Genomic DNA, 24,554 nt, shown 5'->3' on the forward strand with positions numbered 1-24,554 from the left:
CTTATAAAAACAAAATCCGCTTCATGACCGAGGCGGATTTTTTTATTTGTCAGGAATTAGTGTTTCCCCAACCATTCCACCACATCGCGCAGCATTTCCGGATTGATGGCATGACCATCCTGATAGGAATGAAATTCGGGATTGATGCCTTTGTTTTTCAGGTAACCGACGGCATCTCTAGCATATTGAAACCTGAGTACCTGATCATTTGTTCCGTGAGAAATGAAAACCTTTAGTTTCTCCAGATTGTTTTCAGATGCGACGATCGGCTTTATTTCCGGCAACAAACGGCCGCTCATCACCGCAATTCCTTTTACCGCTGACGGCTCGGTCAATGCAACGGAATAACTCATGATTCCGCCTTGGCTAAAACCTAACAGATAGACTTGGGAAGGGTCGAAATCTTCGGTTTTCTTCAAATCGGCAATAAATTGTATCAGTTGTTTTCGGGAACTTTCCGCCTGTTCTTTATTGATAATTGGGCCGTCCGGAGTGAATTCAACCTGGAACCACGCAAAAGCATTTGGCCCCAAAGTTATCGGGCCGCGGGCGGAAACGACAAGGAAATCTGCCGGAAAGGAATTCGCCATGGAAAACATATTCTGTTCGTTGCTTCCTACGCCATGCAACAGAATCAGCAACGGCGTTTTCTCTTTTTTGACTTTGGGTTTGCGGACGAGATAATGCAATGAAACTGTATCTGTTGGTGTCATATTGAAATCCAGTCTTGTGATGGTGATGAATCCAATGGTAATAAAGATGAAACTCTTACGCATCATGCCTTATCTATTTTGACAGATAACATATTGAGCGAACCGCCAATCAGCGCATCATTGAACAACGTCACCTTTTCATCTTTTTCCTGTAAACCTAACGTATACAGCAACGGCAGATAATGCTCCGGCGTAGGAATCGCCATCTGGAATTCCTTTCCCTGTTTGTCATAATCGATAAGTGGCCGATGGTTTCCGTCGGCCAAATAACCTTTTATTTTTTCATTGGCCGTAATCGCCCAATCATAGCCATAACCCGAGGTTTTCATTTTGTCCCAGGCAACCATGCGTAAATTATGTACCGTGTTTCCGCTTCCGATAATCAGCACGCCTTTGCGTCTCAGGGCAGAAAGTTGTTTCCCGAGTTCGTAATGATAAGCTGCCGGTTTGGTGTAGTCGATACTCATTTCTACAATCGGCACATCGGCATTCGGAAACAGGAATTTAACCACCGTCCAGCAGCCGTGGTCCAAACCCCATTCCCGTGTCAATCCAATAGGAACCGTTTTCACCAATTCCTGAGTTTCCCTTGCGAGTTCCGGACTTCCTGGCGCAGGATACTGCACATCGAAAAGCGCCTGTGGAAATCCGCCAAAATCATGGATGGTTTCCGGATGTTCCATGGCAGTTACAAACGTACCTTTGGTTTCCCAATGAGCGGAAACACAAAGAATCGCCCGGGGCTTTGGCAGCTTATTTCCCATTGACTCAAAGCCTTGCGTAAAAGAATTGTTCTCAATGGCGTTCATCGGGTTTCCGTGACCCAGGAACAAAACCGGCATCCGTTCGGTCGGGCCGAATGCATCTGTGATTTGTCGCAGCGAATCGAGTTTCATCGCGGCGGCTCCAAGTGGTAGGATTGCCATGGTCTTTAAAAAATCTTTGCGTTTCATAAATTCGTTTCGGTAGGCGTTAAAAATCAGTTGCCCGTAATCTGGTCCATATACGATTTGTTGTCCCAGAACAAATATTCCTCGCTCATTGTCCCGTCTGCTTTCCAAATTCCAATGGTCGCCATCGGAAGCTTGAATTTTCTTCCCGTCGGGTGGATGAATTTACCATCCCCAATCGGCATCGGCTGGGTAAAAGTCCCTTCCATATAACCCATTACGGCCGTGATATTTCCGGAGCCGATTTTAATGGGATGCTCCTTGATACGCGTGTCCGGAGCATAAACAAACATCGCATCCAGCGTTTTTATGTGTTGTTCGAGACCTTTTTCAGAATGGCCGTCCGGAAAATGGACTACGATATCTTTGGCATGGCTTTCATGCAGACGCTTCCATTCGCGGTTGCTGAAAACCGTATAATCAAGGGTATCGAATGTTTTTAAATTTTTCGCGATGACTTCATTGGTTGCCGCTAATTCCTGAACCTGTTTCAAGACCTCATCGCCCGGATTATCCTTTTTAACATCGGAACAATTATAAAATCCGAAAACGGCAACAAAAAGCAATGCAATGGTATAAACTGAATTTTTCATGTGGATCGTATTAAAATTACATTGCAAATTTCAGTCGGAACCAAACAAAACGGGTAACAGATTTAGGAAGAAAAGTTGTGATATCCGGAAATCGACCTACGAAATCAAGCCGTTCATTTCCTTGCGAAAATCGGTTGGCGTCATTCCCGCCTTGCGTTTGAAAGTATGGGTGAAATAGGTTTTTTCTTTGAAACCCAGTTCGTACCCAATTTCCGCGACGGTCAGGTCAGTCGTCAGCAGCAGATTTTTGGCCTCGGTCAATTTTCTTGTTTCTATGATTTCAGATACGCTTTGCTGCAATACCGATTGACAGATCAGGTTCAGGTTACGGGCGCTCATAAACAATTTTTCGGCATAGAAGTTCACATCGCGCGCTTCACGAAAATGGGCTTCGAGCAGTTTCAGAAAGTTCCGGAATGTGATGCTTTGGATTTTTCTGGATTCGTTTGCGGCCAAATTCAATTTCCCCCTTTCAGATTCAATCACCGTAAAAAGTGTGGTCAGCAATTGCCGGATCACGGCTAAATCCGGAGCTGGCTGAGAATATTCGCGGTACATCATGTCGCACAATAGTTCCATGCGTTCAAAGCAATCATCGGCTTTCATGCAAAAACTGGCGTTGTCGTGAAACGAGGCGTAGAGTTGGAAAGTCGTTTCGGCAATGAATTCGTTTTTGAACCGGATCACCCAGATATCACATTCGCCGTCTTTGGGCAACGGCCTGACCCGATGGATTTTCCCCTGAGTCACGAAACTCACGAATGGCGCATCCATGAGCGTAGATTGGAAATCTATAAAATGTTCGAGCTGGCCTTTTTTCCCGAGTAACAACTCCTCGAATTCGTGATGATGCGGCTCGTTGGTCTGGCCTGCAATTTTGTCGGCTTCGGACACTCCGACCCTGAATATTTTTATCAGATCATTCATCAACATGCATTTGAATGACTCTAAAAGTATTGATTTTTATGTTTTGGGCGGCAAATTCCGGCTGTACGCTGTAGCCTTCTGGCACCGTCTTGATTTGCAGCCTTTGCAAAAGCTTCCGTTGGTCGCTCCTGCAAAAGCGCAAATCAAACGCCGTTGCTGCAAAGGGCTGCCACTTCCATCCGGGCCACGTGCTTGAATCAGGGACTTTGTTCTCTGGTTGAAACTTTAACTTTTGATACAGAAAAAGTGTATCCGGAATGCGTCGGAATATGTTACCATAGACCTTCCAGGTTTATAAAACCTTCCAGGATTAATAATCCTGGAAGGTTTTATAAACGGCAATTGAAATATTCCCTAAATCGAAATAGCTATAGCTGGATTTGCCGCTCAATCTGCTGCTCCAGCGAAATAAAAGTCTCCGTCCTTGAAACACCTTTGATTGGTTGGATGTTCTTGTTGAGCAACTGCATCAAATGTTCGTTATCGCGGCAGATCATCTTAATCAAAATAGACCAGTTTCCAGTGGTGTAATGACATTCAAGAACTTCCGGGATTTTTTTGAGTTCGCGCACGGCCTCGGAATTACTCGACGCCTTCTCAAGGAATATCCCAACGAAAGCCATCGTATGATAGCCCAAAACACGCGTATTCACTGTGAATTTTGATCCGGAAATCACACCTGCCTGTTCGAGTTTCCGCAACCGCTGATGGATAGCCGCCCCGGAAATACCAATTTTATTTGCAATCTGCAGAATCGGTTTTCGCGCGTCTTCCATCAAATCCCGCAGGATTTCCTTATCGATTCCGTCAATTTCAATTTGAAGTGAATTGATTTTCATGCTTTCAATTTTTAAGTGTCGACCGTATCCTGCCTTTAAATCGAAAGCAAATATAACTTAAATCTTATTTTCCGGATATATCTTAGAAATTCCGGAATTATAAAATGTCCCCATTAATTGTGGGCCGCGACAAGTTTATCCTGACAAAATATTTTGTCGCAAAAAAAATGTCACGATGCTTTGACAAAACTCTTTTGACAAAAAAAATTGTCACAAAAAAATTGTCAGCGAATTTTCCAGGAAAATCAGAGTTTCATAAACCGATATCCAATCCCGAACGTCCAGATCTGTTTGGAATTATCAGCCGTATATCCGTAGTAAGGCGCAATCAGCATCCATTTTTTATATTCGACGATGGGCGAAACGGCAAGCCTCGGCACAGCTTTATCGTCACGTATAAAAAGCGAAGGAAAAGCACCAACTCCAATTTTAAAATCACCAACCTTGAATTTAAGGCTTGGGCCGCCCACATTGATCCCGACCGTTTTTTCGCCAATGGAAAGGCCAAGCATGCCATCAATACCAATATCTACTTTTTTGGCTTCCGATTCAGTTTGGGTTTGTGCAAAAACACACGCATACAGCAGCAGGGACGCTAAAAGCATCGGCAATTTCAAAGAAATCATATGAAGTTTGGTTAAGGTTTGACGATCAATACCGAAGGTGTACTGTTAAGCCACAAGCTATGCGAATCGACCAGTTTTTTCCAGCTGTCGAGGCTCACGACCATCAATTGTTGCTCATCGAGGAATTCCTTTTTGATGGTTTTGGTGCTAATGACAGAAATATGGTTCGGGGCGATTTGTTCTATCGACCGGATCTTTTCACGGAATTCTGTCGTGTTCTTAATTTCTTCGCCCGCATCGAGAATGATTACCTGAGACCCGTTATTGTGGATGAACTGACGCACATATTCCACCAGAAACACATCTTCTTTGGAAAAAACCGGGACAAAAATCCTGTCCGCCGATTTGAAATCCTTATCGAGGAAAATACCCACGGGCATCTTGCTCTGGGCCACAATATGACGCGTCCGTTCATCAAAAGGGGAATTTTCGAACAGCCCTTCTTTTCCTGTGAATTTATCCAGCAAACGATCCGGATTTATGATTTGTGTCGTAAAGCCGAGAACTTTTCCGAGCAACGTTCCTTCAAAGATTGATCGTCCCAAACCAATCAGCAATAAATCATAACGGCCTTGGTTGGCCACTTCGATCACGTCGTTTTCAATATCGTTCGTCACTTTGAAAACCGGTTCGATCTCACGTTCCATAACTTCGGCTTCGTGACTGATGGCCATATTGAATTCGCGTTCGGAATCTTTGACATCGAATGCATGGAGTTCGGTACTTAAAGACAAATGCAACGCAGTCACCGCGGAATTATCGGTCTGTTTGCGCGTCAGGCTATCGGCGAGTGTCAGCAACGGTTTTGATCCGGCGATATTCGAAAAAGCCACAAGGATTCGGTATTTGCTTACATTGCTCACCTCGACCGGCACTGAAGATTTGGGCTGACGGAACAGAAAATTGATCAGATCGAGGCTCGGACCGGTCATAAATGTCGTTACCAAAGCCATAAGGACAAGAATGGTAAATATTTCTGACGACAATACGCCAAGGTCATAGCCTATGTTGAGTACGATGAGTTCCATCAATCCGCGTGTATTCATCAAGGCTCCAATCGACAGGCTGTCTTTCCAGCTTTGGCCGACGAATTTTGCCGCGAGGGCACTACCGAGGAATTTTCCGGTAACGGCTACAGCAACTACCAAAGCCGCGATTTTCCACGCTTCAGGGCTGTCGATCAGGCCAATCTGCGTACGCAATCCGGTAAAGACAAAGAACAACGGAAGCAGAACCAAAACGGCGACATCTTCTACTTTTTCAATGAAAATACTTCGGAACCTGGTATTCTCAGGCATGACGGCACCGGCCATAAAAGCCCCGAACAACGCATGGATTCCAATCAATTCAGAAACATAAGCCGACAATAAAAGTGTCAGGAAAAAGATAGCGACTACCGGTTTATTCAACGTCTCGCGGGAACCTTTAAGCTCGCTGATGTGTTTGAGGAACGGACGCACCAATTGCAACATGATCAGCACATACAATATGGCAAGCCCAATGATGTAAAGCGAACTCAGGAACGATCCTGCCTTTACAATGGCGATGACGGCGGCAAGGATGCACCAGGCGGTAATATCGTCTGCAGCTGCACACGTGATGACAATCGCACCCAAACGGGTTTTATGGATGCCACGTTCCTGTACGATACGGGCCAGAACCGGAAACGCCGTAATACTCATCGAAATTCCAATAAAGAGGCTGAACGACAGGAAATCAATTCCCGTCGGCGCATAAGAACTATAAATGTAATAGGCCAATCCGACGCCTAATGTAAACGGAAAAATGATACTCGCATGACTGATGACAACCGCTTCGTGAGCTTTGTTCTTGAGTACATTGATGTTGAGTTCCATCCCGATGACGTACATAAAAAAGATAAGCCCTATCTGGCTCAGGAACTGTAAATTTCCCAATGATTCTTTGGGAAACAAATGAGCCGAAAATTCCGGAAAGTACATCCCTATCAATGACGGCCCAAGCATGATCCCCGCAATAATTTCTCCTATAACAGACGGTTGGCCAATCTTGCGGCAAAACCATCCCATAAGACGGGCGGCAAAAATAATCGTGATGATCTGGGCGAGTAAAAGGGCAAGCGGATGTTGCAGGTTTTGCGCCATGGCATCTACAAAGTCGTTCCAGTGACCACTTTCCATTGGGGCTGCTTTGATTTCCGAAGCCACTTCGAGGAATTTGCCCTTGCTTACGATTAAATAAATCAGGGCCGAAAACGCACCGATGATGACCACATAAAAAACAGAATTGCGAAAACCTTTCATACCGTTGAAATTTGGCGCAAATATGATATTCCGATTTGGGTTTAAAAAATACCTTTTGCCAAAAGTAAGGGCGTTTGTAACAAGATGGGACTTTTATGTAATAAGTCCGGCCGATGCCACTTTTTGCAGAAATTCCTTGCGGTATGTTTCGGTCAGGGAAACTGAAATATCAGGAGTCGCTGTCTTTAAAATAACTTCGGAATGGGTGTAATGATTTACCGCAGATAGCGCAACGATATCTTTTTTATTGACTCGGCAAAATTGATCGGCAGGCAACGAATCCAACAGAAAATCGAACGTCATATTCTTTAGAAGCATCTGTTTGCCATCTGACAACATCACTTTTTTATCACGGCTATCTTGTTCCGCAGTGCTTATCATAGAGACATTGGAAAAATACAGGAACGATTTGCCTTTATCAGTATTGACCCGAAGGAATTGAGGTGCAGCCGTCTGTTTTTCAAAGACCGTCAGGCACTTTTGCACCGCTTTTTCCAATCGATCGAGCTTTATGGGTTTAGTCAGGTAATCTATCGCATCGATTTCAAAAGCATCGGCGGCATGTTCTTTATAAGCTGTAACAAAAATCACGAGTTTTCCTTTAAGCGCCCGTGCGAGTGAAAGTCCGTCGATTCCGGGCATTTCGATATCGGTGATGCACAAATCAAAATCGAGTTCGTCCCGTTTTTCCAAAAAAAGCAATGGATCATTGAATGCCTGAACTATTTCCAAAGCCGGAATCTGCCCACACAGCATTTTGAGATAAGCAAGCCCGGGAAGCTCATCGTCGAGCAAAACGCACCTAAGCTTTTTCACGCAGGTCGATTTTTAAATGTGCCGTAAAAATATCGTTCTCCACAAAATGCCGCAGCTCAAAAGCATCGCCATGTAAAATCTGCAATCGCTTTTCAAGTGCTTCTTTGCCAAGTCCTCCGTTTTCTTTTTGCAACGCTTTGCGGTTTGAGATTTTATTGGAGACGATGACCGAAAATCTACCAGACCTGAATTCAATCGCGACAGAAATGAACGAGCCGGCACTTTGCAGATCGGCGTGTTTGAACGCATTTTCAATCAGGTCGATACTGACCATTGGCGCCAGCAGCGGTTGATCATACAACACATCGGTTTCATTGATATCCGTCTTGACACGCAAATCGAACAACGGGCTGACCTTGATTTTGTTGATTTCGATAAGGTTCAGCGCAAAATTGATTTCTTCGTGTGGCGATACGAATTTCTTGCGGCTTTCGTACAGAATGTAATCGAGTACATTGGCCATTTTGTCCAGGGCAAAATACGTTTGGTACGCATGGCTCTGTATGGAATTCAATATGTTTTTGAACAGATGCGGATTGAGGCGCGATTCGAGGTTTTCGAGTTGAAGGTCATTGAGGCGGTTTTCGAGTTCGCGGAATCTGGAATCGGTTTCGCGCCGTTTTGTTTCGGATTTACGCCAAAGTAATATTGTCCAGAAAGACACTACTGCCAAAACAACAATCAGGACAATATATATAAATTGGCTATCCATTTAGTGCGACGCCCATTTGAGGCCGACAATCGAAGCGATTAACGTAGTCAGGAAAAATACACGCCAGAAAGTTGCGGGTTCCCTGAAAATAAATATTCCGACGAGAACGGTTCCAACGGCACCAATTCCGGTCCAGACAGCATATCCGGTTCCAATCGGGAGTGTCTGGGTCGCTTTGTAAAGCAATAGCATACTGATCGTCAGTGACACTAAAAATCCGCCGATCCAGAACCAAAACGTTCCGGGTTCGGCTTCTTTGGCTTTCCCGAGGCAAAACGCAAACCCCACTTCGAAAAATCCTGCGATTATGAGGATGAGCCAATTCATGGTTTTATGATTACTGTCGCCGGTGCATTGGCCAGCCACGGGCTTTGGGAATCGACAAGTTTCTTCCAGCTTTCGAAACTCACGAGCATTAAATCCTGTTGTTCGAGGAATTCTTTTTTCATGGTCCTGTCGGCCAGAATTGCAGCCTGTTGCGGAAATTGACGAATGAGGTTTTCTACAGCCAACGGTTCGTTTTCACTTAAATCGAGAACACTGATCCTGGAGTCGTTGTTTATGGCGAGTTTTTGTGCATACGTTGCCAAAAAGGAATCGTTCTCTGAAAAAAGCGGCAGGAACACGCGGTCGAATCCTTTGAAATCTTTTTCGATGAAAATCGCGACGGGCATTTTGGTTCTTGTGACAATTTGCCTCGTGCGCTCGTCAAAAGGCGAATTCTCGAACAGGCCTTCTTTTCCGGTGAATTTATCAAGCAATCGGTCCGGGTTGATGATACGCGTGGTGAATCCGAGCAATCGCCCTAAGAAAGAGCCGTCGAAAATAGATCGGCCCACACCAATGATAAGCAAATCGAAATCTCCTTTGTTCGCCGTATCCGCAATTTCAGATTCAATGTCGCCGACAGCCTTGAATATGGTTTCAACTTCAACATCGAGTTGTTCCGATTCCGATATCACGGGAGCAAAACTGCGGCGTTCCTGTTCCTCGAGATTGAAGGAATGCAGTTCGTTGCTTTGGGACAGATGCAGCAAAGTGACAGGCGCCGGATTGTCTTCCTTCCGGATAAAACAATTGGCCAGACGCAGCAACAACCGGCCTTTGGCAGCATTCCCAAACGAAACGATGATGCGGAAACGAGTCGTGTCAGGTTCATCTGAAACCGTCGCATCCTTACTTTTCCTGAAACAAAAATTGATGAAATCGAGTGCCGGTCCGGTCATGAACGTGGTGATAAGTGCCATGAGCACCATCATCGTAAACACCTGGTCGGACAATACACCAAGGTCGTACCCAATATTGAGCACGATGAGTTCCATGAGCCCACGCGTGTTCATCAAAGCGCCAATCGTGAGGCTGTCTTTCCAGTTCTGCCCGACGAATTTTGCGGCAATCGCGCTTCCGAGGAATTTACCCGCAACGGCAACTCCAATGATGCAGGCGAGGATTTCCCATAAAGACGAATCGTTGATGAGCCCGATCTGCGTACGCAAACCCGTAAAGACAAAGAACAGCGGAAGCAACACGATGAGCGAAACATCTTCTACTTTTTCAATGATGATGCTTCGGAACCTGTTGTTATCAGGCATAATGGCTCCGGCCATAAAGGCTCCGAACAACGCGTGTATGCCGATGATTTCAGATACGTAAGCCGAAATAATAAGGGTCACGAGGAATATCGCAACAACCGGTTTGCTCAGTTTGGCACGCGAATTCTTGAGTTCGGCGACACGGTTTAGGAACGGACGCACCACGGTCAGCATCACGAAAACATACACCAGGGCAAGCCCGATGACATAAAGTGAACTGGTAATGGAACCGGCTTTTACAATGGCGATTACGGTGGCGAGGATACACCAGGCGGTAATGTCGTCTGCAGCCGCGCACGTAATGACGATAGCCCCGAGTTTGGTTTTATGGATGCCGCGTTCCTGTACGATGCGGGCAAGAACCGGAAATGCGGTGATGCTCATGGCGATTCCGAGAAACAGTGCAAACGACAGGAATTCGACCTGTTTTGGCGCATATTGCTCGTAAATGAAATACGCGAGCCCTACGCCGAGCGTGAATGGAAAAATGATGCTGGCGTGGGAAATGACAACGGCATCTTTGGCTTTGTTCTGTATCGCCTTTAAATCGAGTTCCATCCCGACGACGAACATAAACAGGATAAGCCCGATCTGACTCAGGAATTGCAGATTACCAAGCGATTCCTTTGGAAACAACAACTGGGAATATTCCGGGAAATACATCCCGACGAGTGACGGCCCGAGGACGATTCCGGCAATCATTTCACCAATAACGGTAGGTTGGCCCAGCTTTCTTGAGATCCATCCGAAAACCCTCGCCATTAAAATGATGGTGATGATCTGGGCCAACAGCAGCGCTAACGGATGCTGGAGGTTGTGCTGCATGGAATCAATGAATTCCTCCCATTGGGTTTTGTCAGATGAAGTGCTGATGATCTGGCTCCCATCTTCAAGCAATTTCCCCTTGGTAATGATCCAATACATAAGTATTGAAAAACCACCCGTAAAGAAAATATAGAATGCAGAATTCTTGAGGTTACGCATGTCTTGTCTGGTAGAGAATCTTGCGGAATTGCGAAGCCAAATATATAAATTATACGGCATTCCGGAACAGATGTTCCATTAGAGTGTTGACCCGTTAAGTGACATTGGATATTTGTCAATGCTTTACAAAATGTCAATGAAGAATTTGATAGTGTCTGGGTTGCATCACCGCCAAATTAACCCTTTTCATTTTTTTCTTTGAACAATTGCTTATACATTTGGTCACCGCAATTCAGCACTGATTGCAAAAGAATGAATCCACTTACTGTTTTATGGCTAAGGTAAAATTGCTTACTGTAATGATTCCCGTTTTTAATGAGGAAGAATGCATCAATGATTTATTCGATGCGTTGAACAATGTAAGCAAATCTTTATCCTGTGACTGCGAGTTCCTGTTCATAAACGACGGAAGCACCGACAACACACTTAACCTGATTTGCCAACTTCAGCAAAAAGACAACAGGATTTCGATTGTGGACCTTTCACGCAATTTTGGAAAAGAAATCGCCATGACTGCCGGTCTCGACTATATGAAAGGCGATACGCTAGTCATTATAGATGCCGATTTGCAGGACAATCCAGAATTGCTTCTCACCATGGTCGCCGAAATCGAAAACGGTTACGATGATGTCTATGCCCAACGGACTTCCCGCAAAGGAGAAAGCGTACTGAAGAAAACGACTTCCTTCCTATTTTACAGGCTTTTGGCCATCATGTCGTCCGTACCCATTCAAAAAGACACGGGCGATTTCCGGATGCTGAGCCACAAAGCCATAAAAGCGTTACAGCAACTCAAGGAAAACGAGCGGAATATGAAAGGGCTGTTCTCATTCATAGGCTTTAAGAAAAAAGCAATCCATTATGTTCGGGACGAGCGCAAGGCCGGAAAGACAAAGTGGAATTACCTGAAACTCATAAATCTTGCTATTCGTGGAATTACGGCATTCTCCATAAAACCACTCCGCATTATTTCTGTCATTGGGTTTCTTATCTCACTCATATCTTTTATTTTTTTTATAAAAGTCCTCATTAAGGCTTTGTTCTACGGAGACCCGGTTGCCGGTTATCCTTCCATGATGTCTGCCATACTTTTGCTTGGCGGGCTTCAGTTATTGTCAATTGGCGTACTGGGTGAATATCTGGGAATCGTTTTTTCCGAAACCAAGAAAAGACCTATCTATTTCATCAACGATTATTACAATACGAGCTATAATCAGGAACCGCAACATGATAAAACTGAAGACGTTTAAATACCTCAGTCTCTTTATTTTTGCCTACACTATTTTTCCGTTCCTGGTGCTTTGTTTTTTCAATGTGCCTTTAGGCGACGATTTTTGGTATGCAGAATTTTTCCGCAAGAATGGATTCTGGCAAACCCAATCGCTATTTTATCACAACTGGTCCGGAAGGTATATTTCTTCTGCCGCAATTTCCGGTCTGAATCCGGCTTCCTACGGAAATTTCACCTTGTTTTTCATTCATCCGTTGTTACTGATCCTTGGAACTGCATGGGCGTTGCACCGCCTTGTGAAAAATGCCGTCACCATCTTTAAATTAGGTGTCGATGCGAATCTGCTTTTTGCATTCCTGTTCTTCTTTTACTGCAACTACGTTCCGGATTTTGGAGAAACCTTTTATTGGATGGCCGGTTCGTTTACCTATCAGCTCCCGATTATCTTTTTTCTGGCATATCTGAATGCATTGCTCCTTCTATTCCATTCTGATTCCGTTTTCCGGATTTCAAAAAACACAGCGATTGCCGTTATATGCCTCGCAATTTGTCTCGGGTGTAATGAAGTAATGACTGTCTATGTCAATGCCGTCAATTGCCTGGTATTGTTTTTATTGTTTTCCCAAAAAAATTACCTGAACAGATTTACGCCTCTTTTTATACTAGCGTTCGTGATTTCGTTTTTGATGATATCGGCACCCGGAAATTTTGTCCGAGGGGCCTTGTTTGCAAAATCTGATTTCCATTTCCTGAAGGCTTGCGGTCAGGCATTGGCCCGAAGCATTTTTATGATTTTCTTTTGGCTGACTTCACTCACACTCATACTGCTTTGCATTCCGGGAGAAGCTAAAAACGAAACACCTGTAATCGATCGTTTGTTTTTCTTCGTGAAAACCAAAAAAACATTCCTTTTGGTTTCGCTGGTTTTCCTGATTGGCATGCTGTTCGTCGGATTTTTCCCTAGCATTTATGCCACAAACTGGATTCCGCAGCGCGCCTACACACCCATCTTTTTTGTATTTACGCTTATCGCTTCGTTATTGATTTTTGCATTGATACAAAAAGTGGAAATCCTGTCCAAAGCCAATACGTTGTTATCCGACAGTAAAATCAGCCTCATAGTGTTGCCGTTACTTGCGGTAGGACTTTCCCAAAATTCCAATGTCATGAATGCATATGTCGATATTACATCCGGTAAGGCAAATTCGTATCACAAACAGGTTTTGGCAACGTATGAAATGCTTCGGACGACTAAAAACGATACGGTGATCATTTCACCTATCGAAAAGAAACCTTTGGTCTTACCCTATCGTTGGCCAGGCGGAAACGGTCTCGTAGATGCCCAACTCGCCCAGTATTTTAAAACCAAACACCTCCAATACACCGGAAACGAATAATAAGCGATTCGGCGCCGGATCAAAGGCTTGTTAAAATTGCATTAAATCGCTGTAATTATAATCGGTCCATAAAGTTATAATCCTTGTGATTACCTATTTTTGCAGCCGATTTGAGGCGATTGCCCAAAGACGTTAAATTTCCTGTAATGGTAAAATGGTTCAGTCTCGGATTCTGGGAGCTTGTCGCACGGGTTGTACTCCGCAACAAAGTGGTCATGTTACTTTCGATTGCACTCATCACTGTTTTACTGACGATGCAATGGAAGAACGTCAAATTCAGTTTCACTGAAGCCAACCTGCTCCCTGATGATGATCCGGCAAACATAGAATATCGCGATTTCATCCGGAAATTTGGGGAAGAAGGCAACCTCATCGTCATCGGCACGAACGGCGATTCTCTGTTTACGCCTAAGGTCTTTGCGGCCTGGACCAAGATGATGAAAACCTTGTCGGCCCAAAAAGAAGTCGATTTAGTCATTGATGTCAATCAGCTAAAAACGCTTTCCAAAAACGATTCGTTACAGAAATTCGAGCTCCGCGAATGGACTGATGGTTCCAGGATATCAGATGCTGCTTACCTCAAACAAAAGAAAGGTGAACTTTTAACCCAGCTTCCATTTTACCAGGGATTGCTTTTCAACCCGAAAACACATACGGTGAGAGGCGCGGTTTACCTCAACAAAAAAATCGTAAACACGCCAATCCGCAAAGATTTCGTTCTTAAAATACTGGTTCCGGCAACCAAAAAATTCAAGCAAGAAACCGGGCTCGAGCCTCACGTTTCAGGAATGCCGTACATACGGACGATGAATACCGAAACCATCAAAAGCGAGATCGGGTTCTTTATCCTGGCTTCTTTGATCGTGACTTCACTCTTGTTCTATTTCTTTTTCCGGAGCTTCAGGGCGACGATGGTATCGGTCGGAATCGTGATCATCGGTGTCATGTGGTCGTTTGGTTTTTTGGGATTGTTCGGATACGAAATCACCGTTTTGACCGCTTTGGTTCCGGCACTTATCATCGTCATCGGAATCCCGAACTGCATCTTCCTCACCAATAAATACCATCAGGAATATAAAATCCACGGCAATAAAGCCAAGTCGCTCCAACGGGTTACGACTAAAATCGGGATGGCGACCCTGATGACGAACATCACGACTGCCATCGGCTTTGCCACCTTCATCACTTCGAACAATAAACTGCTGATTGAATTCGGAAACGTCACGGCCGTCAACATCATCGCGCTGTTTTTCCTGTCGATCATCATCATCCCGATCGCTTACAGCTACATTCCGGCGCCAAAGGAACGCCATATTTCCCACCTCGACCGCGGTTCTGTGAAAGGCTTTATGGATTGGATACTCGAAACCGTAAAACACAACCGTATTTCTGTTTATGTGGTGGCCATCGGCTTGCTTGTGATAAGTATGCTGGGCATGTACCAGATGCGGATTTCCGGCAGCCTTATTGAAGACATGCCAAAGAAGACACCGTTCTTTCGCGACATCACGTATTTTGAAAAAGAGTACGATGGCGTGATGCCGGTTGAAATTCTTATCGATGCCAAACGACCGAAAGGCATCATGAAATTGTCGGTGCTTTCCAAAATGGAGGAGTTCGAGAAGGAAATCGCCGCCGTTCCGGGATTGTCCAAACCCATGTCGCTCGTCGATGTGGTCAAATATGCCAAGCAGACCTATTACAACGGAAACCCGCAATATTTTGAATTGCCGAATTCACAGGAACAAAGTTTCATACTTCCGTACATTAAAAATGCAGCCCAAGGCCGTCAGAACCTCATGAAAAGCTATGTCGATTCGACCGGACGATATGCCAGAATTACCGTGTTCATGCGAGATGACAATGGCGAACATATCCCGGAAATCGAAGCTGCCATTCGCCGCGAAGCCGACCAGATTTTCCCGAAAGACCATTTCGACGTACACATCACCGGAAAATCACTCGTGTTTCAAAAAGGAACCGGTTATCTGCTCGACAATCTTTTGTCATCTTTATTATTTGCCTTTTTCCTGACAGCTCTTCTTGTAGCATTCATGTTCCGATCCATCAAGATGATTTTCGTTTCACTGATCCCGAATATGTTACCGTTGCTTTTGACGGCAGGAATCATGGGCTTTATAGGGATTCCGCTCAAGCCTTCGACAATTCTGGTTTTTGGAATCGCTTTCGGCTTATCTGTTGACGATACGATACGGTTCCTGGCTCAATACCGCGAAGAGCTTAAACGCAACAATTGGCGCATCAGAAGATCTGTATACGCGACGTTCAACGATGCCGGCTTGAGTATGTTCTACACTTCGATCGTGTTGTTCTTTGGATTCTCCGTATTTATGCTGAGCGAATTCGGCGGAACAGTTGCACTTGGTGGATTGGTCTCACTCACGTTGCTATGTGGCATGCTGTCTAACCTGATGTTGCTTCCGTCACTTGTACTCACTTTGAACAAAGGGTTGGCGAACCAACAGGATTTCCCTCAACCTTCGGTTGCCATTGGCGAAGGAAGCGATGAGGAAATCGATAATTTGCCGGGTCACAAGGATTTGTCGTAAATTTTTCTATGTTTTTTTGTTAAAATCTGTTCTCATAATTTTCGAATACCTATTTATTGTAATATTGCAATAAAACAATATTATGGGAACTACAAAAACAGAACATTTCTCCGCGAACCAGAACCAAATCGCAACAATGCTTAAAGCTCTTGGCCATCCGGCAAGGATCGCTATACTGGAATTCCTAATGAAAGTAGATTCATGCATTTGTGGTGACATCGTAAGCGAATTACCACTCGCCCAGCCTACAATTTCACAACATTTGAAAGAACTCAAAAACGCTGGCCTGATCAAAGGGACGATTGAAGGAACAGCGATTTGTTATTGTATCGATGAAAAAGCCATTGAGGTATTGAAGGTTTATTTTTCGACTATTGCCGATGGTCTCGAAAGCAAACAGAAAAATTGTTGCTGATGGAAGTTTCCGAAAAACTAAGCTTCTGGATCAGACATAAAAAACCGATTGTCATTACCTCATCTGTCATCGTGCTGCAACTCATCTTTGGCTGGGACGTGAAATTCTGTATCATCAATATCATATGGTTGCTTGTATGAAAAAAATCCTTGTCCTGTGCACCGGAAACAGTTGCAGAAGCCAAATTGCAGAAGGTTATTTACGATATTTCTCAGATGAAAAAGCCGAAGTTTTCAGCGCCGGAATTGAAACACATGGCATAAATCCAAAAGCGATCGAGGTCATGAAACGTGATGGCATCGACATTTCCCAACATACCTCAAATCATGTTTCTGAATATTCACATATCTGTTTTGATTTTGTGATAACCGTGTGCGACAATGCTCATGAAAATTGTCCTGTTTTTTATGGAAAAGCCGATAGGATTCATCAGAATTTTCCAGATCCGGCAAAGGCGACCGGTAGTGCGGAAGAAGTGCTTTCTGAATTCATCCGCGTCCGGAACATGATACGGAAATTCTCTAAACAATTTATTGAAGATAACTTGCCATCGTAAAATCAGATTGCTTTTGAAATCCAAACGGTCCAGGTATTTTTTGCAACTGTTACTTGTTAACTGTTAACCAACTTATCACTACCTTTAGGCAAATCTTCACGCCATGGACAATCTAGACGCCGCGCGGCTTCAGATGGCTTTTACACTGATGTTCCATATTGTTTTTGCCTGCATTGGGATGGTCATGCCTTTCTTTATGGTGATCTCGCATTACAAATGGCTCAAAACCAAAAAAGAAGTATATCTCACCCTGACCAAAGCCTGGCAAAAAGGCGTCGCGATTTTCTTTGTGACCGGAGCGGTTTCAGGAACTGCCTTATCTTTTGAACTTGGGTTATTGTGGCCGACTTTCATGAAACACGCCGGTCCCATTATAGGCATGCCGTTCTCTTTGGAAGGAGCGGCATTTTTTATTGAAGCGGTTGCCATAGGGTTTTATTTGTACGGATGGAAAAACCTCAATCCTAAATTCCATTGGTGGACAGGAGTCATCATTGGAGTTTCAGGAGTGGCTTCAGGAATTTTGGTGGTTTCTGCAAATAGTTGGATGAATGCACCTTCCGGATTCGACTATATCAACGGACAATTCACGAACATCGATCCGGTAAAAGCACTTTTGAATCCGGCCTGGTTTACACAAGCGTTGCATATGGTTTTGGCGGCTTTTGCATCTACCGGTTTTGCGGTCGCGGGAATCCATGCGTATCAGGTTTACAAAGGAAACAACCGGCTCGTTCACGAAAAGGCATTTCATATCGCGATTATTTTTGGTGGAATAGCGGCTTTGCTTCAACCGTTGAGCGGAGATTTGTCTGCTAAAGACGTCGCGAAAAGGCAGCCCGTAAAGCTCGCCGCCATGGAAGCGCATTATCATACAGAGAAAGGTGTTCCGTTGTTCATTGGTGGAATCGTAAACGAAAAGAGCGAATCGGTCACCCATAAAATAGAAATCCCCAAAGCGTTGTCGTTTTTGGCATTCGGGGATTTTGATGCCGAAGTCAAAGGCTTGTCGGATTTCCCTAAAGACGAACGTCCGCCCGTTGCGATTCCACATTACGCCTTTCAGATTATGGTGACGATGGGTGGAATCATGGCGTTTTCGGCACTTGCGTATTTCATCAGCGTCAGGAAACGCAACTGGTGGGACAGGAAATGGTTCTGGCTGGTATTCGCTATCCTGACACCTGTAGGTTATATAGCACTCGAAGCCGGTTGGGTCGTCACCGAAGTAGGTCGTCAGCCGTGGATCATCCATAATGTTATGAGAACAAAAGATGCGGTCACACCAATGCCCGGAATGATCTACAGTTTCTGGTTTTACGTGTTCCTGTATTCGATTTTGACGGCAACGGTTATTTGGCTCATGCGACGGCAGATTAAAGTGCTGAACGCGACTGGTTAAGTTAGTTTTGAATTTTAACTTTTTCGGCAGTTTTTATGTATCTGGCTTAGTTTGCGGATGCGTAAATTGGCACTGGGGAGGGGCCAATGGTGTTCCCTACAAAATCCTGAAAATATCCGGATACAGTTTTTATGTATTAAATGTTAAATTTTAGACTTTGGCAGAAGGCACAATTCTCTCCGATTACGATATAATATTGAAAAGAAAATGACCCTCGATACTTTTAGCTTTTTATAGCCCTTAACTGACATTGCCATGCTGTACGTCGTTTTACTATTCCTCGTAGTTTCCTTTTTCCTGTATGTGTTATTGGGCGGGGCCGATTTTGGAGCCGGAATAGTCGAATTGTTTTCATCTGTCGACAACCAAAAACCAATCAAGAAAACGGTTTACAATGTCATGGGGCCGGTGTGGGAAGCCAACCACATTTGGATTATCATCTTAATCGTGATTTTATGGATCGCGTTCCCTGAAACGTACAATGTAATCGTAGTTTACCTGCACATTCCGCTTACACTGGCATTGTTGGGAATCACACTTCGAGGTGCCGCTTTTATATTCCGGCACTATGATGCCATAAAAGGCCAATCCCAGAAATTATACGATAGTCTTTTTAGGATTGCATGCCTGATCACGCCCATTTTTCTTGGAATGTCATTCGGCGCTTTGGTTACGGGCGATATCAAGCTGCTTGAACGGAATCCGGATCTTGGTTTTTACGATGCTTATGTGCATCCGTGGTTTCAGGCGTTTCCGATTGCAATCGGATGTTTCTTTGCCGCCTTGTGTTCTTTTCTCGCTGCCGTGTTTTTAATCGGCGAAGCCAATGCGGACGAGAAGAAAATGTACATCAAAAAAGCCACGGTCGCGATTATTTCGGTGGTAGTTTTGGGAACGATAGTATTGATTATCGGGTTTGTCCAGAAACGTGATTTTGTCCTTGATTTTATTTCGGATGTGTATGCGATAGCCGCCGTTGGCATATCGGCTTTGCTGCTGATCCCACTGTGGAAAACCATCAGAAACGGAAATGTGGTTTGGTGCAGATTCCTCGCCGGATTCCAAATCGCGTTGATTCTTTTTGCGGCGGCGATCGTTCATTTTCCAATGGTGATTCAGACCGCTTCCGGCCGATTGGATTTTATGCAAAACATCGCCCCGGAAAGCGTCATCAATGTGCTCGGTATTTCTTTGATCATTGGCGGATTGCTGATTTTACCGGGATTGTTCCATTTACTTAAATCATTCCGGATGATCAAAGCGTTGGAACAGGACCATTGATTATTTCGAAGCAAAAATCCTGGCAACATCAACGTTTAGCGTAAGATACAAATTGAATATCTTACATGAACTGTGGTCATCTTTATAAAACGGACTTAACCCAGCATCGGCCTTCGCCTGAATGTCAACATATTTAAGTACCCGCCATCCGAACCCAAAAACACCTCCGAGATGAACGGCTTTAAATTGGTTTTTGACGTCATTCCCTTCTAGTTCGGCTTTGGTCATAAATGCGACTTTTGGTCCGAGTTGAAGATAAAATCCGCTGCGATATTCCCCAAAATCGTATTTGAAAGAGGGATTGATATCGACGAAAGTAAATTTATATTTCTCATCGAGATCCCTATTTGAAAACCCCTTGATGAATTCCTGGCCGTGAATGATCCCTTCGATTTTGACTCCCATATGTTTTACGAGTTGGTATTCACCATAAAGGCCGAAAACCGGAGTGATAAATTTATCATTTCCGGAGTCAAAGAAAACCTCGTTCGGGCCGCTGTTTGAGCTCTGATCATTGTATAAATTCCCTCCAATGACAATACCATAAGAGAGTTTCTGGGCATTTGCCGACAAACAGCAACATACCAATGCAAAAAATAAAAGTCTGTTCATTTTGTTTGGTTGTGCCCGATATATAATTGCCTCGGATGAACGAATATAGAAATTCGCCCATACATTTTAAAACTTATTGAAACTGCTCCATTTTCTTTGCAAAATAAGGCGAATCGTTCCACCTGATTTTTCGATCTGCCGATATCAATTTCAATTCCTCCGGCAGACAATCCAAAATGGCCTGTTGCATTTTTTCAACAAGCAACTGACGCGAAAAAGTATCGGTCGTAACTAAACTGATTTGGCGCACTGGCGTTGGTTTTTGAAGCGGACGCACGAATCCGTCGGTCTCATGCTGCACCGATAATTGCGGAATTATGGCAAAACCTAAACCGGCCCTGACCAGATTTTTGAGCGTTTCTATGGAACTGATCTCATACGAGAATTTTTCATCCGGAACAGCTTCATCCTTTAGATTGCATATGTCGAGCAATTGCGCATTGTAGCAGAATTCGTATTGTAAAAACAGCAACCGGTTTTTGTCTTCGGCTTTGAGCGTATAGACTTTTTCTTCCGGATATTGATCATTCGGAAGATAGGCTACGAAAGGCTCGTCGAAAACCGAATGCTCGGACAGACCGGATTGACCTGTTGGAGTTGCCATCAAAGCCACATCGATTTGTCCCGATTCTAGATCGCGGATCAACAATCCGGTAGGCCGTTCCGTGATGATCATTTTGACCTTGGGCGCGATTCGCTGCATGGCCATGATAAACGACGGAACCAGATAAGGTGACAAGGTACTAATGACACCAATCCGGATTTCACCTTCGAGGGAATTTTTCCGATCGATGACAAACTCGCGTATGCTTTCTGATTCACGCAACACTTTCCTGGCCCTGACGATGATTTCCGACCCTTCTTTGGTTGGAACCATGGGTACTTTGCTGCGGTCGAATATTTTGATTCCGATTTCTTCCTCAAGGTTTTTGAGTTGGGTGGTAAGTCCGGGCTGGGAAATCAGCGATGCTTCTGCGGCCCGCGCAAAATGCCGGTGATTGTCAAGGGCGATGATGTATTTGAGTTGTTGCAAGGTCATAATTATAACTTCAGATTATAAATATAAAAAATTATCTATTTGATTTATAATCTGACATCGAAGTATCTTTGACCCATAGAAACAATCTAAAAAATCATATCATGAAATTCACAAGAAAAGCAAACGCAAACTGGAAAGGAACCGGTCTTGAAGGCAAAGGAACCATCTCTACCCAAAGTACTACGTTGGATAATGCACAATTATCTTTCAAAACCCGTTTTGCCGATGGCGTAGGGACGAATCCTGAAGAATTGATCGCGGCAGCCCATTCTGGTTGTTACACCATGCAATTGGGTTTTCTTTTAAACGAAGCAGGTTTTACGGCAGATAACCTCGATACGGAAGCGCTTTTGACTTTTGAAGACGGAACGATTACGAAAATTCACTTGCAGCTTTCGGCTCAGATTCCGGGGATCGATAATGACAAATTCCAGGAAATCGCAGCGACTGCAAAGGCCGTTTGTCCGGTTTCAAAAGTGTTGAATGCAGAAATTACGTTGGATGCAGTTCTGAACTGATCCGGTTATAACTTATTTTCAAGACAGGCTTTGCGGCCTGTTTTTTTATGTCGGTTATTTTGGACGCGACTAGCCCCGATGCGAGCGGTTAGCTTGCCGCTGGACAAAGGCTGGTTTTCCTGCATTGGCAGAGCGACTAACAGAAGCTCCTGCCAATGTTTGGAAAACCGGCTTTGGACGAGGCAACTAAAAGCGGACAGCGGGACCCGAGCTCCTGCGAACTGTGCGAAGCAATTTAGCTACTGAAAAATAAAAAACTTTAAGAATTTTTACATTTTTTCTGTAGCTGAATCAATTCGGAATTCCTTACCATAGACCTTCCACGTCTTAAAGACCTGGAAGGTTTCAGAAACCTCCCGGGTTTAAGAAACCCTGCAGGTTTTAAAACCCTCGATGTTTCAAAAATTTCAGCAATTGGCAAGACGCTTTCCTTTCAGAGCAATTCCCTACAAATCCAAATCTTTCTTTCCACTTTCCACTTTCAATCCTATATTTGCGCCCAGTAAATTTTCGCAAGATGAAACATACCAAGATCAAAGACCTGTTGTGCTGTACGAGCACGTTGAGTAATGTAACTGCCAAAGGCTGGGTGCGGACGTTCCGCAACAATCAGTTCATTGCGCTTAACGACGGGTCGACGATCAATAACATCCAGTGTGTGGTCGATTTTGAAAATACGTCTGCGGATATTCTGAAGCGGGTCACAACCGGAGCTGCCATTGCAGTTACCGGCGACTTGGTCGAAAGCCAGGGAAAAGGCCAGAAATATGAAATCCAAGTAACCAAACTTGAGATTTTAGGCGATTCAGATGCGGAGAAGTTCCCGATGCAGCCCAAAAAACACTCCCTGGAATTCCTTCGTGAAAATGCACATTTGCGCGTTCGGACGAATGCGTTCGGGGCGATTATGCGGGTGCGTTCGGTGCTGGCCTTTGCGGTGCATAAATATTTCCAGGATAAAGGTTTTGTATATGTGAACACGCCAATTATAACTGGTGCCGATGCCGAAGGTGCGGGCGAAATGTTCCAGGTGACTTCAATGCCGCTGGATTCCTTGCCGAGAAATGAAGAAGGACAGATCGATTACAAACAGGATTTCTTCGGAAAACATACGAACTTAACAGTTTCCGGACAATTGGAAGGCGAGACTTTCGCGATGGCCTTGGGACAGATTTACACGTTCGGGCCTACGTTCCGTGCGGAAAATTCAAACACGTCACGCCACCTTGCGGAATTCTGGATGATAGAGCCGGAAGTGGCGTTCAACGATCTGGATGACAACATGGACCTGGCTGAAGATTTCATCCAGTATGTAGTAAAATATGCGTTGGATCATTGCGTGGACGATTTGAAATTCCTCGAAGGCCGATTGCTTGAAGAGGAAAAATCGAAACCACAGGATCAACGCAGTGAAATGTCGCTTTTGGAGAAACTGACGTTTGTATTGGACAACAATTTCAAACGGGTTTCTTATACCGAAGCAATCGATATCCTTAAAGATTCGACTCCGAACAAAAAGAAAAAATTCCAATATTTAATCACCGAATGGGGCGCCGACCTGCAAAGCGAACACGAGCGTTTCCTTGTCGAAAAGCACTTTAAATGCCCGGTGATCCTCTACGATTATCCGGCGAATATCAAAGCCTTTTATATGCGTCTGAACGACAACACGGAACCCGGTCGCGAAACAGTCCGTGCGATGGACATTCTGTTTCCCGGTATTGGTGAAATAGTAGGCGGATCTCAACGTGAGGAACGCTATGATGTACTCGTTGAAAAGATGAAAAAGATTGGAATCGACGAAGAGGAATTGTGGTGGTATCTGGACACAAGACGATTCGGGACGGCAACACATTCAGGTTTTGGACTTGGATTCGAAAGACTCGTTTTGTTTGTGACGGGCATGACGAATATACGTGACGTGATTCCTTTTCCAAGGACGCCTCAGAATGCGGAGTTTTAATTTGGGGTGATGCGAATATTTCTTCGCTTCACTCAGATTTAACACAAAGGCACGAAGACTCGAAGACCCAAAGTTTGGTTTCGTATCTTAGCTCAGTAATTTATATACGCCATATAGATGAGTGATTTTAGACACGAAGCGATTGCTAAAGCAATTGTGAACGCAGCATTTCATTTAATGTGCATCGTAGTCTGGGACCTGGTTTACTTGAAAAAGTTTATGAGGTTTGCCTGACCCATGAAATAAGAAAAGTAGGTTTAAATGTTCAGCAGCAGGTAAAGCTTCCGATAGTTTACGACAACATGGTTTTTAAGGAATATTTACGACTGGATTTGTTGGTTGAAGATGAGATAATCGTTGAAATCAAATCGGTTGAGATTTTACATCCTGTTTGTCGCGCTCAAATGATTAGCCAACTAAAACTGTCAGGCAAAAATTTGGGATTTTTAATTAATTTTAATGTTCCGTTAATTAAAAACGGCATTCAAAGAATCGTCAATTAGTAAGTTCTTTATGCCTTCAAATTAATTACTAAA

General features: G+C 44.2%; 24 protein-coding genes. 11 read left to right on the top strand and 13 right to left on the bottom strand.

The features are described 5' to 3' along the window. Positions 1-56: 56 nt before the first annotated feature. The 11 genes from G6047_RS11070 to G6047_RS11120 form a co-directional block, all read right to left on the bottom strand. Positions 57-779: an alpha/beta hydrolase gene (locus G6047_RS11070; protein WP_169527684.1), complete on the bottom strand. Its 723-nt coding sequence runs from the start codon at positions 777-779 to the stop codon at positions 57-59. After that, on the bottom strand, positions 776-1,609 hold the full coding sequence (gene ygiD / locus G6047_RS11075; protein ID WP_169527816.1) for a 4,5-DOPA-extradiol-dioxygenase: 834 nt from the start codon (positions 1,607-1,609) through the stop codon (positions 776-778). The genes G6047_RS11070 and ygiD overlap by 4 nt, the downstream gene beginning before the upstream one ends. 83 nt (positions 1,610-1,692) lie before the next feature. Then, a complete protein-coding gene (locus tag G6047_RS11080) occupies positions 1,693-2,256 on the bottom strand; it encodes a nuclear transport factor 2 family protein (RefSeq protein ID WP_169527685.1) in 564 nt (187 codons plus the stop codon). A gap of 96 nt (positions 2,257-2,352) precedes the next feature. Further along, complete coding sequence (locus G6047_RS11085) at positions 2,353-3,183, bottom strand: helix-turn-helix domain-containing protein (RefSeq protein ID WP_169527686.1); 831 nt, start codon at positions 3,181-3,183, stop codon at positions 2,353-2,355. 368 nt (positions 3,184-3,551) lie between these two features. Further along, a complete protein-coding gene (locus G6047_RS11090) occupies positions 3,552-4,022 on the bottom strand; it encodes an Lrp/AsnC family transcriptional regulator (RefSeq protein ID WP_169527687.1) in 471 nt (156 codons plus the stop codon). Between the two features lie 245 nt (positions 4,023-4,267). Beyond that, the gene (locus G6047_RS11095) at positions 4,268-4,648 is read right to left on the bottom strand and encodes a hypothetical protein (RefSeq protein WP_169527688.1); all 381 of its coding nucleotides are present in this window, start codon (positions 4,646-4,648) and stop codon (positions 4,268-4,270) included. A gap of 11 nt (positions 4,649-4,659) precedes the next feature. Beyond that, entirely contained in the window at positions 4,660-6,930 is a 2,271-nt protein-coding gene (locus G6047_RS11100; protein WP_169527689.1) for a cation:proton antiporter domain-containing protein, read from the bottom strand. 93 nt (positions 6,931-7,023) lie between these two features. Continuing rightward, positions 7,024-7,746, bottom strand: coding sequence for a LytR/AlgR family response regulator transcription factor (locus G6047_RS11105; protein WP_317168284.1), 723 nt, complete (start codon positions 7,744-7,746; stop codon positions 7,024-7,026). Continuing rightward, positions 7,733-8,458, bottom strand: a complete 726-nt coding sequence (locus tag G6047_RS11110; RefSeq protein WP_169527690.1) for a sensor histidine kinase — start codon at positions 8,456-8,458, stop codon at positions 7,733-7,735. The genes G6047_RS11105 and G6047_RS11110 overlap by 14 nt, the downstream gene beginning before the upstream one ends. Then, positions 8,459-8,785, bottom strand: coding sequence for a DMT family transporter (locus G6047_RS11115; protein WP_169527691.1), 327 nt, complete (start codon positions 8,783-8,785; stop codon positions 8,459-8,461). Beyond that, entirely contained in the window at positions 8,782-11,034 is a 2,253-nt protein-coding gene (locus G6047_RS11120) for a cation:proton antiporter domain-containing protein (RefSeq protein WP_169527817.1), read from the bottom strand. The genes G6047_RS11115 and G6047_RS11120 overlap by 4 nt, the downstream gene beginning before the upstream one ends. 272 nt (positions 11,035-11,306) lie before the next feature. Between G6047_RS11120 and G6047_RS11125 the strand changes: the two genes are divergently transcribed. The 8 genes from G6047_RS11125 (at position 11,307) to G6047_RS11160 (ending at position 19,886) form a co-directional block, all read left to right on the top strand. Then, positions 11,307-12,284, top strand: coding sequence for a glycosyltransferase family 2 protein (locus G6047_RS11125; RefSeq protein WP_169527692.1), 978 nt, complete (start codon positions 11,307-11,309; stop codon positions 12,282-12,284). After that, on the top strand, positions 12,262-13,662 hold the full coding sequence (locus G6047_RS11130; RefSeq protein WP_169527693.1) for a DUF6056 family protein: 1,401 nt from the start codon (positions 12,262-12,264) through the stop codon (positions 13,660-13,662). Before G6047_RS11125 ends, G6047_RS11130 begins: the two co-directional genes overlap by 23 nt. Positions 13,663-13,808: 146 nt before the next feature. Beyond that, positions 13,809-16,232 carry an efflux RND transporter permease subunit gene (locus tag G6047_RS11135; RefSeq protein WP_169527694.1) on the top strand — a complete coding sequence of 808 codons (2,424 nt, stop codon included), beginning with the start codon at positions 13,809-13,811 and terminating at the stop codon, positions 16,230-16,232. Positions 16,233-16,314: 82 nt separating this feature from the next. Next, positions 16,315-16,647 (top strand): ArsR/SmtB family transcription factor, encoded by a 333-nt coding sequence (locus G6047_RS11140; protein ID WP_169527695.1) that lies wholly within the window; start codon positions 16,315-16,317, stop codon positions 16,645-16,647. Then, positions 16,647-16,787 carry a hypothetical protein gene (locus G6047_RS11145; protein ID WP_169527696.1) on the top strand — a complete coding sequence of 47 codons (141 nt, stop codon included), beginning with the start codon at positions 16,647-16,649 and terminating at the stop codon, positions 16,785-16,787. Before G6047_RS11140 ends, G6047_RS11145 begins: the two co-directional genes overlap by 1 nt. Continuing rightward, on the top strand, positions 16,784-17,203 hold the full coding sequence (locus G6047_RS11150) for an arsenate reductase ArsC (RefSeq protein ID WP_169527697.1): 420 nt from the start codon (positions 16,784-16,786) through the stop codon (positions 17,201-17,203). The genes G6047_RS11145 and G6047_RS11150 overlap by 4 nt, the downstream gene beginning before the upstream one ends. Before the next feature lie 103 nt (positions 17,204-17,306). Next, the gene (locus tag G6047_RS11155; RefSeq protein WP_169527698.1) at positions 17,307-18,605 is read left to right on the top strand and encodes a cytochrome ubiquinol oxidase subunit I; all 1,299 of its coding nucleotides are present in this window, start codon (positions 17,307-17,309) and stop codon (positions 18,603-18,605) included. A gap of 255 nt (positions 18,606-18,860) precedes the next feature. Next, on the top strand, positions 18,861-19,886 hold the full coding sequence (locus G6047_RS11160) for a cytochrome d ubiquinol oxidase subunit II (RefSeq protein ID WP_169527699.1): 1,026 nt from the start codon (positions 18,861-18,863) through the stop codon (positions 19,884-19,886). On the opposite strand, the gene G6047_RS11165 is transcribed toward G6047_RS11160, so the two are convergent. Next, positions 19,887-20,498 carry an outer membrane beta-barrel protein gene (locus G6047_RS11165; protein ID WP_169527700.1) on the bottom strand — a complete coding sequence of 204 codons (612 nt, stop codon included), beginning with the start codon at positions 20,496-20,498 and terminating at the stop codon, positions 19,887-19,889. It abuts the gene before it with no gap. Positions 20,499-20,571: 73 nt separating this feature from the next. Further along, the gene (locus G6047_RS11170; protein ID WP_169527701.1) at positions 20,572-21,537 is read right to left on the bottom strand and encodes a hydrogen peroxide-inducible genes activator; all 966 of its coding nucleotides are present in this window, start codon (positions 21,535-21,537) and stop codon (positions 20,572-20,574) included. 101 nt (positions 21,538-21,638) lie between these two features. Between G6047_RS11170 and G6047_RS11175 the strand changes: the two genes are divergently transcribed. The 3 genes from G6047_RS11175 (at position 21,639) to G6047_RS11185 (ending at position 24,521) form a co-directional block, all read left to right on the top strand. Next, a complete protein-coding gene (locus G6047_RS11175) occupies positions 21,639-22,055 on the top strand; it encodes an OsmC family protein (RefSeq protein WP_169527702.1) in 417 nt (138 codons plus the stop codon). A 517-nt stretch (positions 22,056-22,572) separates the two neighbouring features. After that, positions 22,573-24,018 (top strand): asparagine--tRNA ligase, encoded by a 1,446-nt coding sequence (asnS, locus tag G6047_RS11180; RefSeq protein WP_169527703.1) that lies wholly within the window; start codon positions 22,573-22,575, stop codon positions 24,016-24,018. Positions 24,019-24,197: 179 nt separating this feature from the next. Next, positions 24,198-24,521 (top strand): GxxExxY protein, encoded by a 324-nt coding sequence (locus G6047_RS11185; RefSeq protein WP_317168285.1) that lies wholly within the window; start codon positions 24,198-24,200, stop codon positions 24,519-24,521. Positions 24,522-24,554: the final 33 nt, after the last annotated feature.

It is taken from the genome of Flavobacterium silvaticum (assembly GCF_012911565.1).
GTDB classification, from domain to species: Bacteria; Bacteroidota; Bacteroidia; order Flavobacteriales; family Flavobacteriaceae; genus Flavobacterium; species Flavobacterium silvaticum.

Excerpts from the sequence above, each read along its gene's own strand:
- G6047_RS11130 (WP_169527693.1), top strand. The coding sequence starts at position 12,262 with ATGATAAAACTGAAGACGTTTAAATACCTCAGTCTCTTTATTTTTGCC.
- G6047_RS11085 (WP_169527686.1), bottom strand. The coding sequence starts at position 3,183 with ATGAATGATCTGATAAAAATATTCAGGGTCGGAGTGTCCGAAGCCGAC.
- G6047_RS11110 (WP_169527690.1), bottom strand. The coding sequence starts at position 8,458 with ATGGATAGCCAATTTATATATATTGTCCTGATTGTTGTTTTGGCAGTA.
- G6047_RS11145 (WP_169527696.1), top strand. The coding sequence starts at position 16,647 with ATGGAAGTTTCCGAAAAACTAAGCTTCTGGATCAGACATAAAAAACCG.
- G6047_RS11165 (WP_169527700.1), bottom strand. The coding sequence starts at position 20,498 with ATGAACAGACTTTTATTTTTTGCATTGGTATGTTGCTGTTTGTCGGCA.
- G6047_RS11160 (WP_169527699.1), top strand. The coding sequence starts at position 18,861 with ATGCTGTACGTCGTTTTACTATTCCTCGTAGTTTCCTTTTTCCTGTAT.
- G6047_RS11090 (WP_169527687.1), bottom strand. The coding sequence starts at position 4,022 with ATGAAAATCAATTCACTTCAAATTGAAATTGACGGAATCGATAAGGAA.
- G6047_RS11150 (WP_169527697.1), top strand. The coding sequence starts at position 16,784 with ATGAAAAAAATCCTTGTCCTGTGCACCGGAAACAGTTGCAGAAGCCAA.
- G6047_RS11120 (WP_169527817.1), bottom strand. The coding sequence starts at position 11,034 with ATGCGTAACCTCAAGAATTCTGCATTCTATATTTTCTTTACGGGTGGT.
- G6047_RS11125 (WP_169527692.1), top strand. The coding sequence starts at position 11,307 with ATGGCTAAGGTAAAATTGCTTACTGTAATGATTCCCGTTTTTAATGAG.
- G6047_RS11140 (WP_169527695.1), top strand. The coding sequence starts at position 16,315 with ATGGGAACTACAAAAACAGAACATTTCTCCGCGAACCAGAACCAAATC.
- G6047_RS11155 (WP_169527698.1), top strand. The coding sequence starts at position 17,307 with ATGGACAATCTAGACGCCGCGCGGCTTCAGATGGCTTTTACACTGATG.
- G6047_RS11095 (WP_169527688.1), bottom strand. The coding sequence starts at position 4,648 with ATGATTTCTTTGAAATTGCCGATGCTTTTAGCGTCCCTGCTGCTGTAT.
- G6047_RS11115 (WP_169527691.1), bottom strand. The coding sequence starts at position 8,785 with ATGAATTGGCTCATCCTCATAATCGCAGGATTTTTCGAAGTGGGGTTT.
- G6047_RS11070 (WP_169527684.1), bottom strand. The coding sequence starts at position 779 with ATGATGCGTAAGAGTTTCATCTTTATTACCATTGGATTCATCACCATC.
- G6047_RS11135 (WP_169527694.1), top strand. The coding sequence starts at position 13,809 with ATGGTAAAATGGTTCAGTCTCGGATTCTGGGAGCTTGTCGCACGGGTT.
- ygiD (WP_169527816.1), bottom strand. The coding sequence starts at position 1,609 with ATGAAACTCGATTCGCTGCGACAAATCACAGATGCATTCGGCCCGACC.
- asnS (WP_169527703.1), top strand. The coding sequence starts at position 22,573 with ATGAAACATACCAAGATCAAAGACCTGTTGTGCTGTACGAGCACGTTG.
- G6047_RS11100 (WP_169527689.1), bottom strand. The coding sequence starts at position 6,930 with ATGAAAGGTTTTCGCAATTCTGTTTTTTATGTGGTCATCATCGGTGCG.
- G6047_RS11175 (WP_169527702.1), top strand. The coding sequence starts at position 21,639 with ATGAAATTCACAAGAAAAGCAAACGCAAACTGGAAAGGAACCGGTCTT.
- G6047_RS11080 (WP_169527685.1), bottom strand. The coding sequence starts at position 2,256 with ATGAAAAATTCAGTTTATACCATTGCATTGCTTTTTGTTGCCGTTTTC.
- G6047_RS11170 (WP_169527701.1), bottom strand. The coding sequence starts at position 21,537 with ATGACCTTGCAACAACTCAAATACATCATCGCCCTTGACAATCACCGG.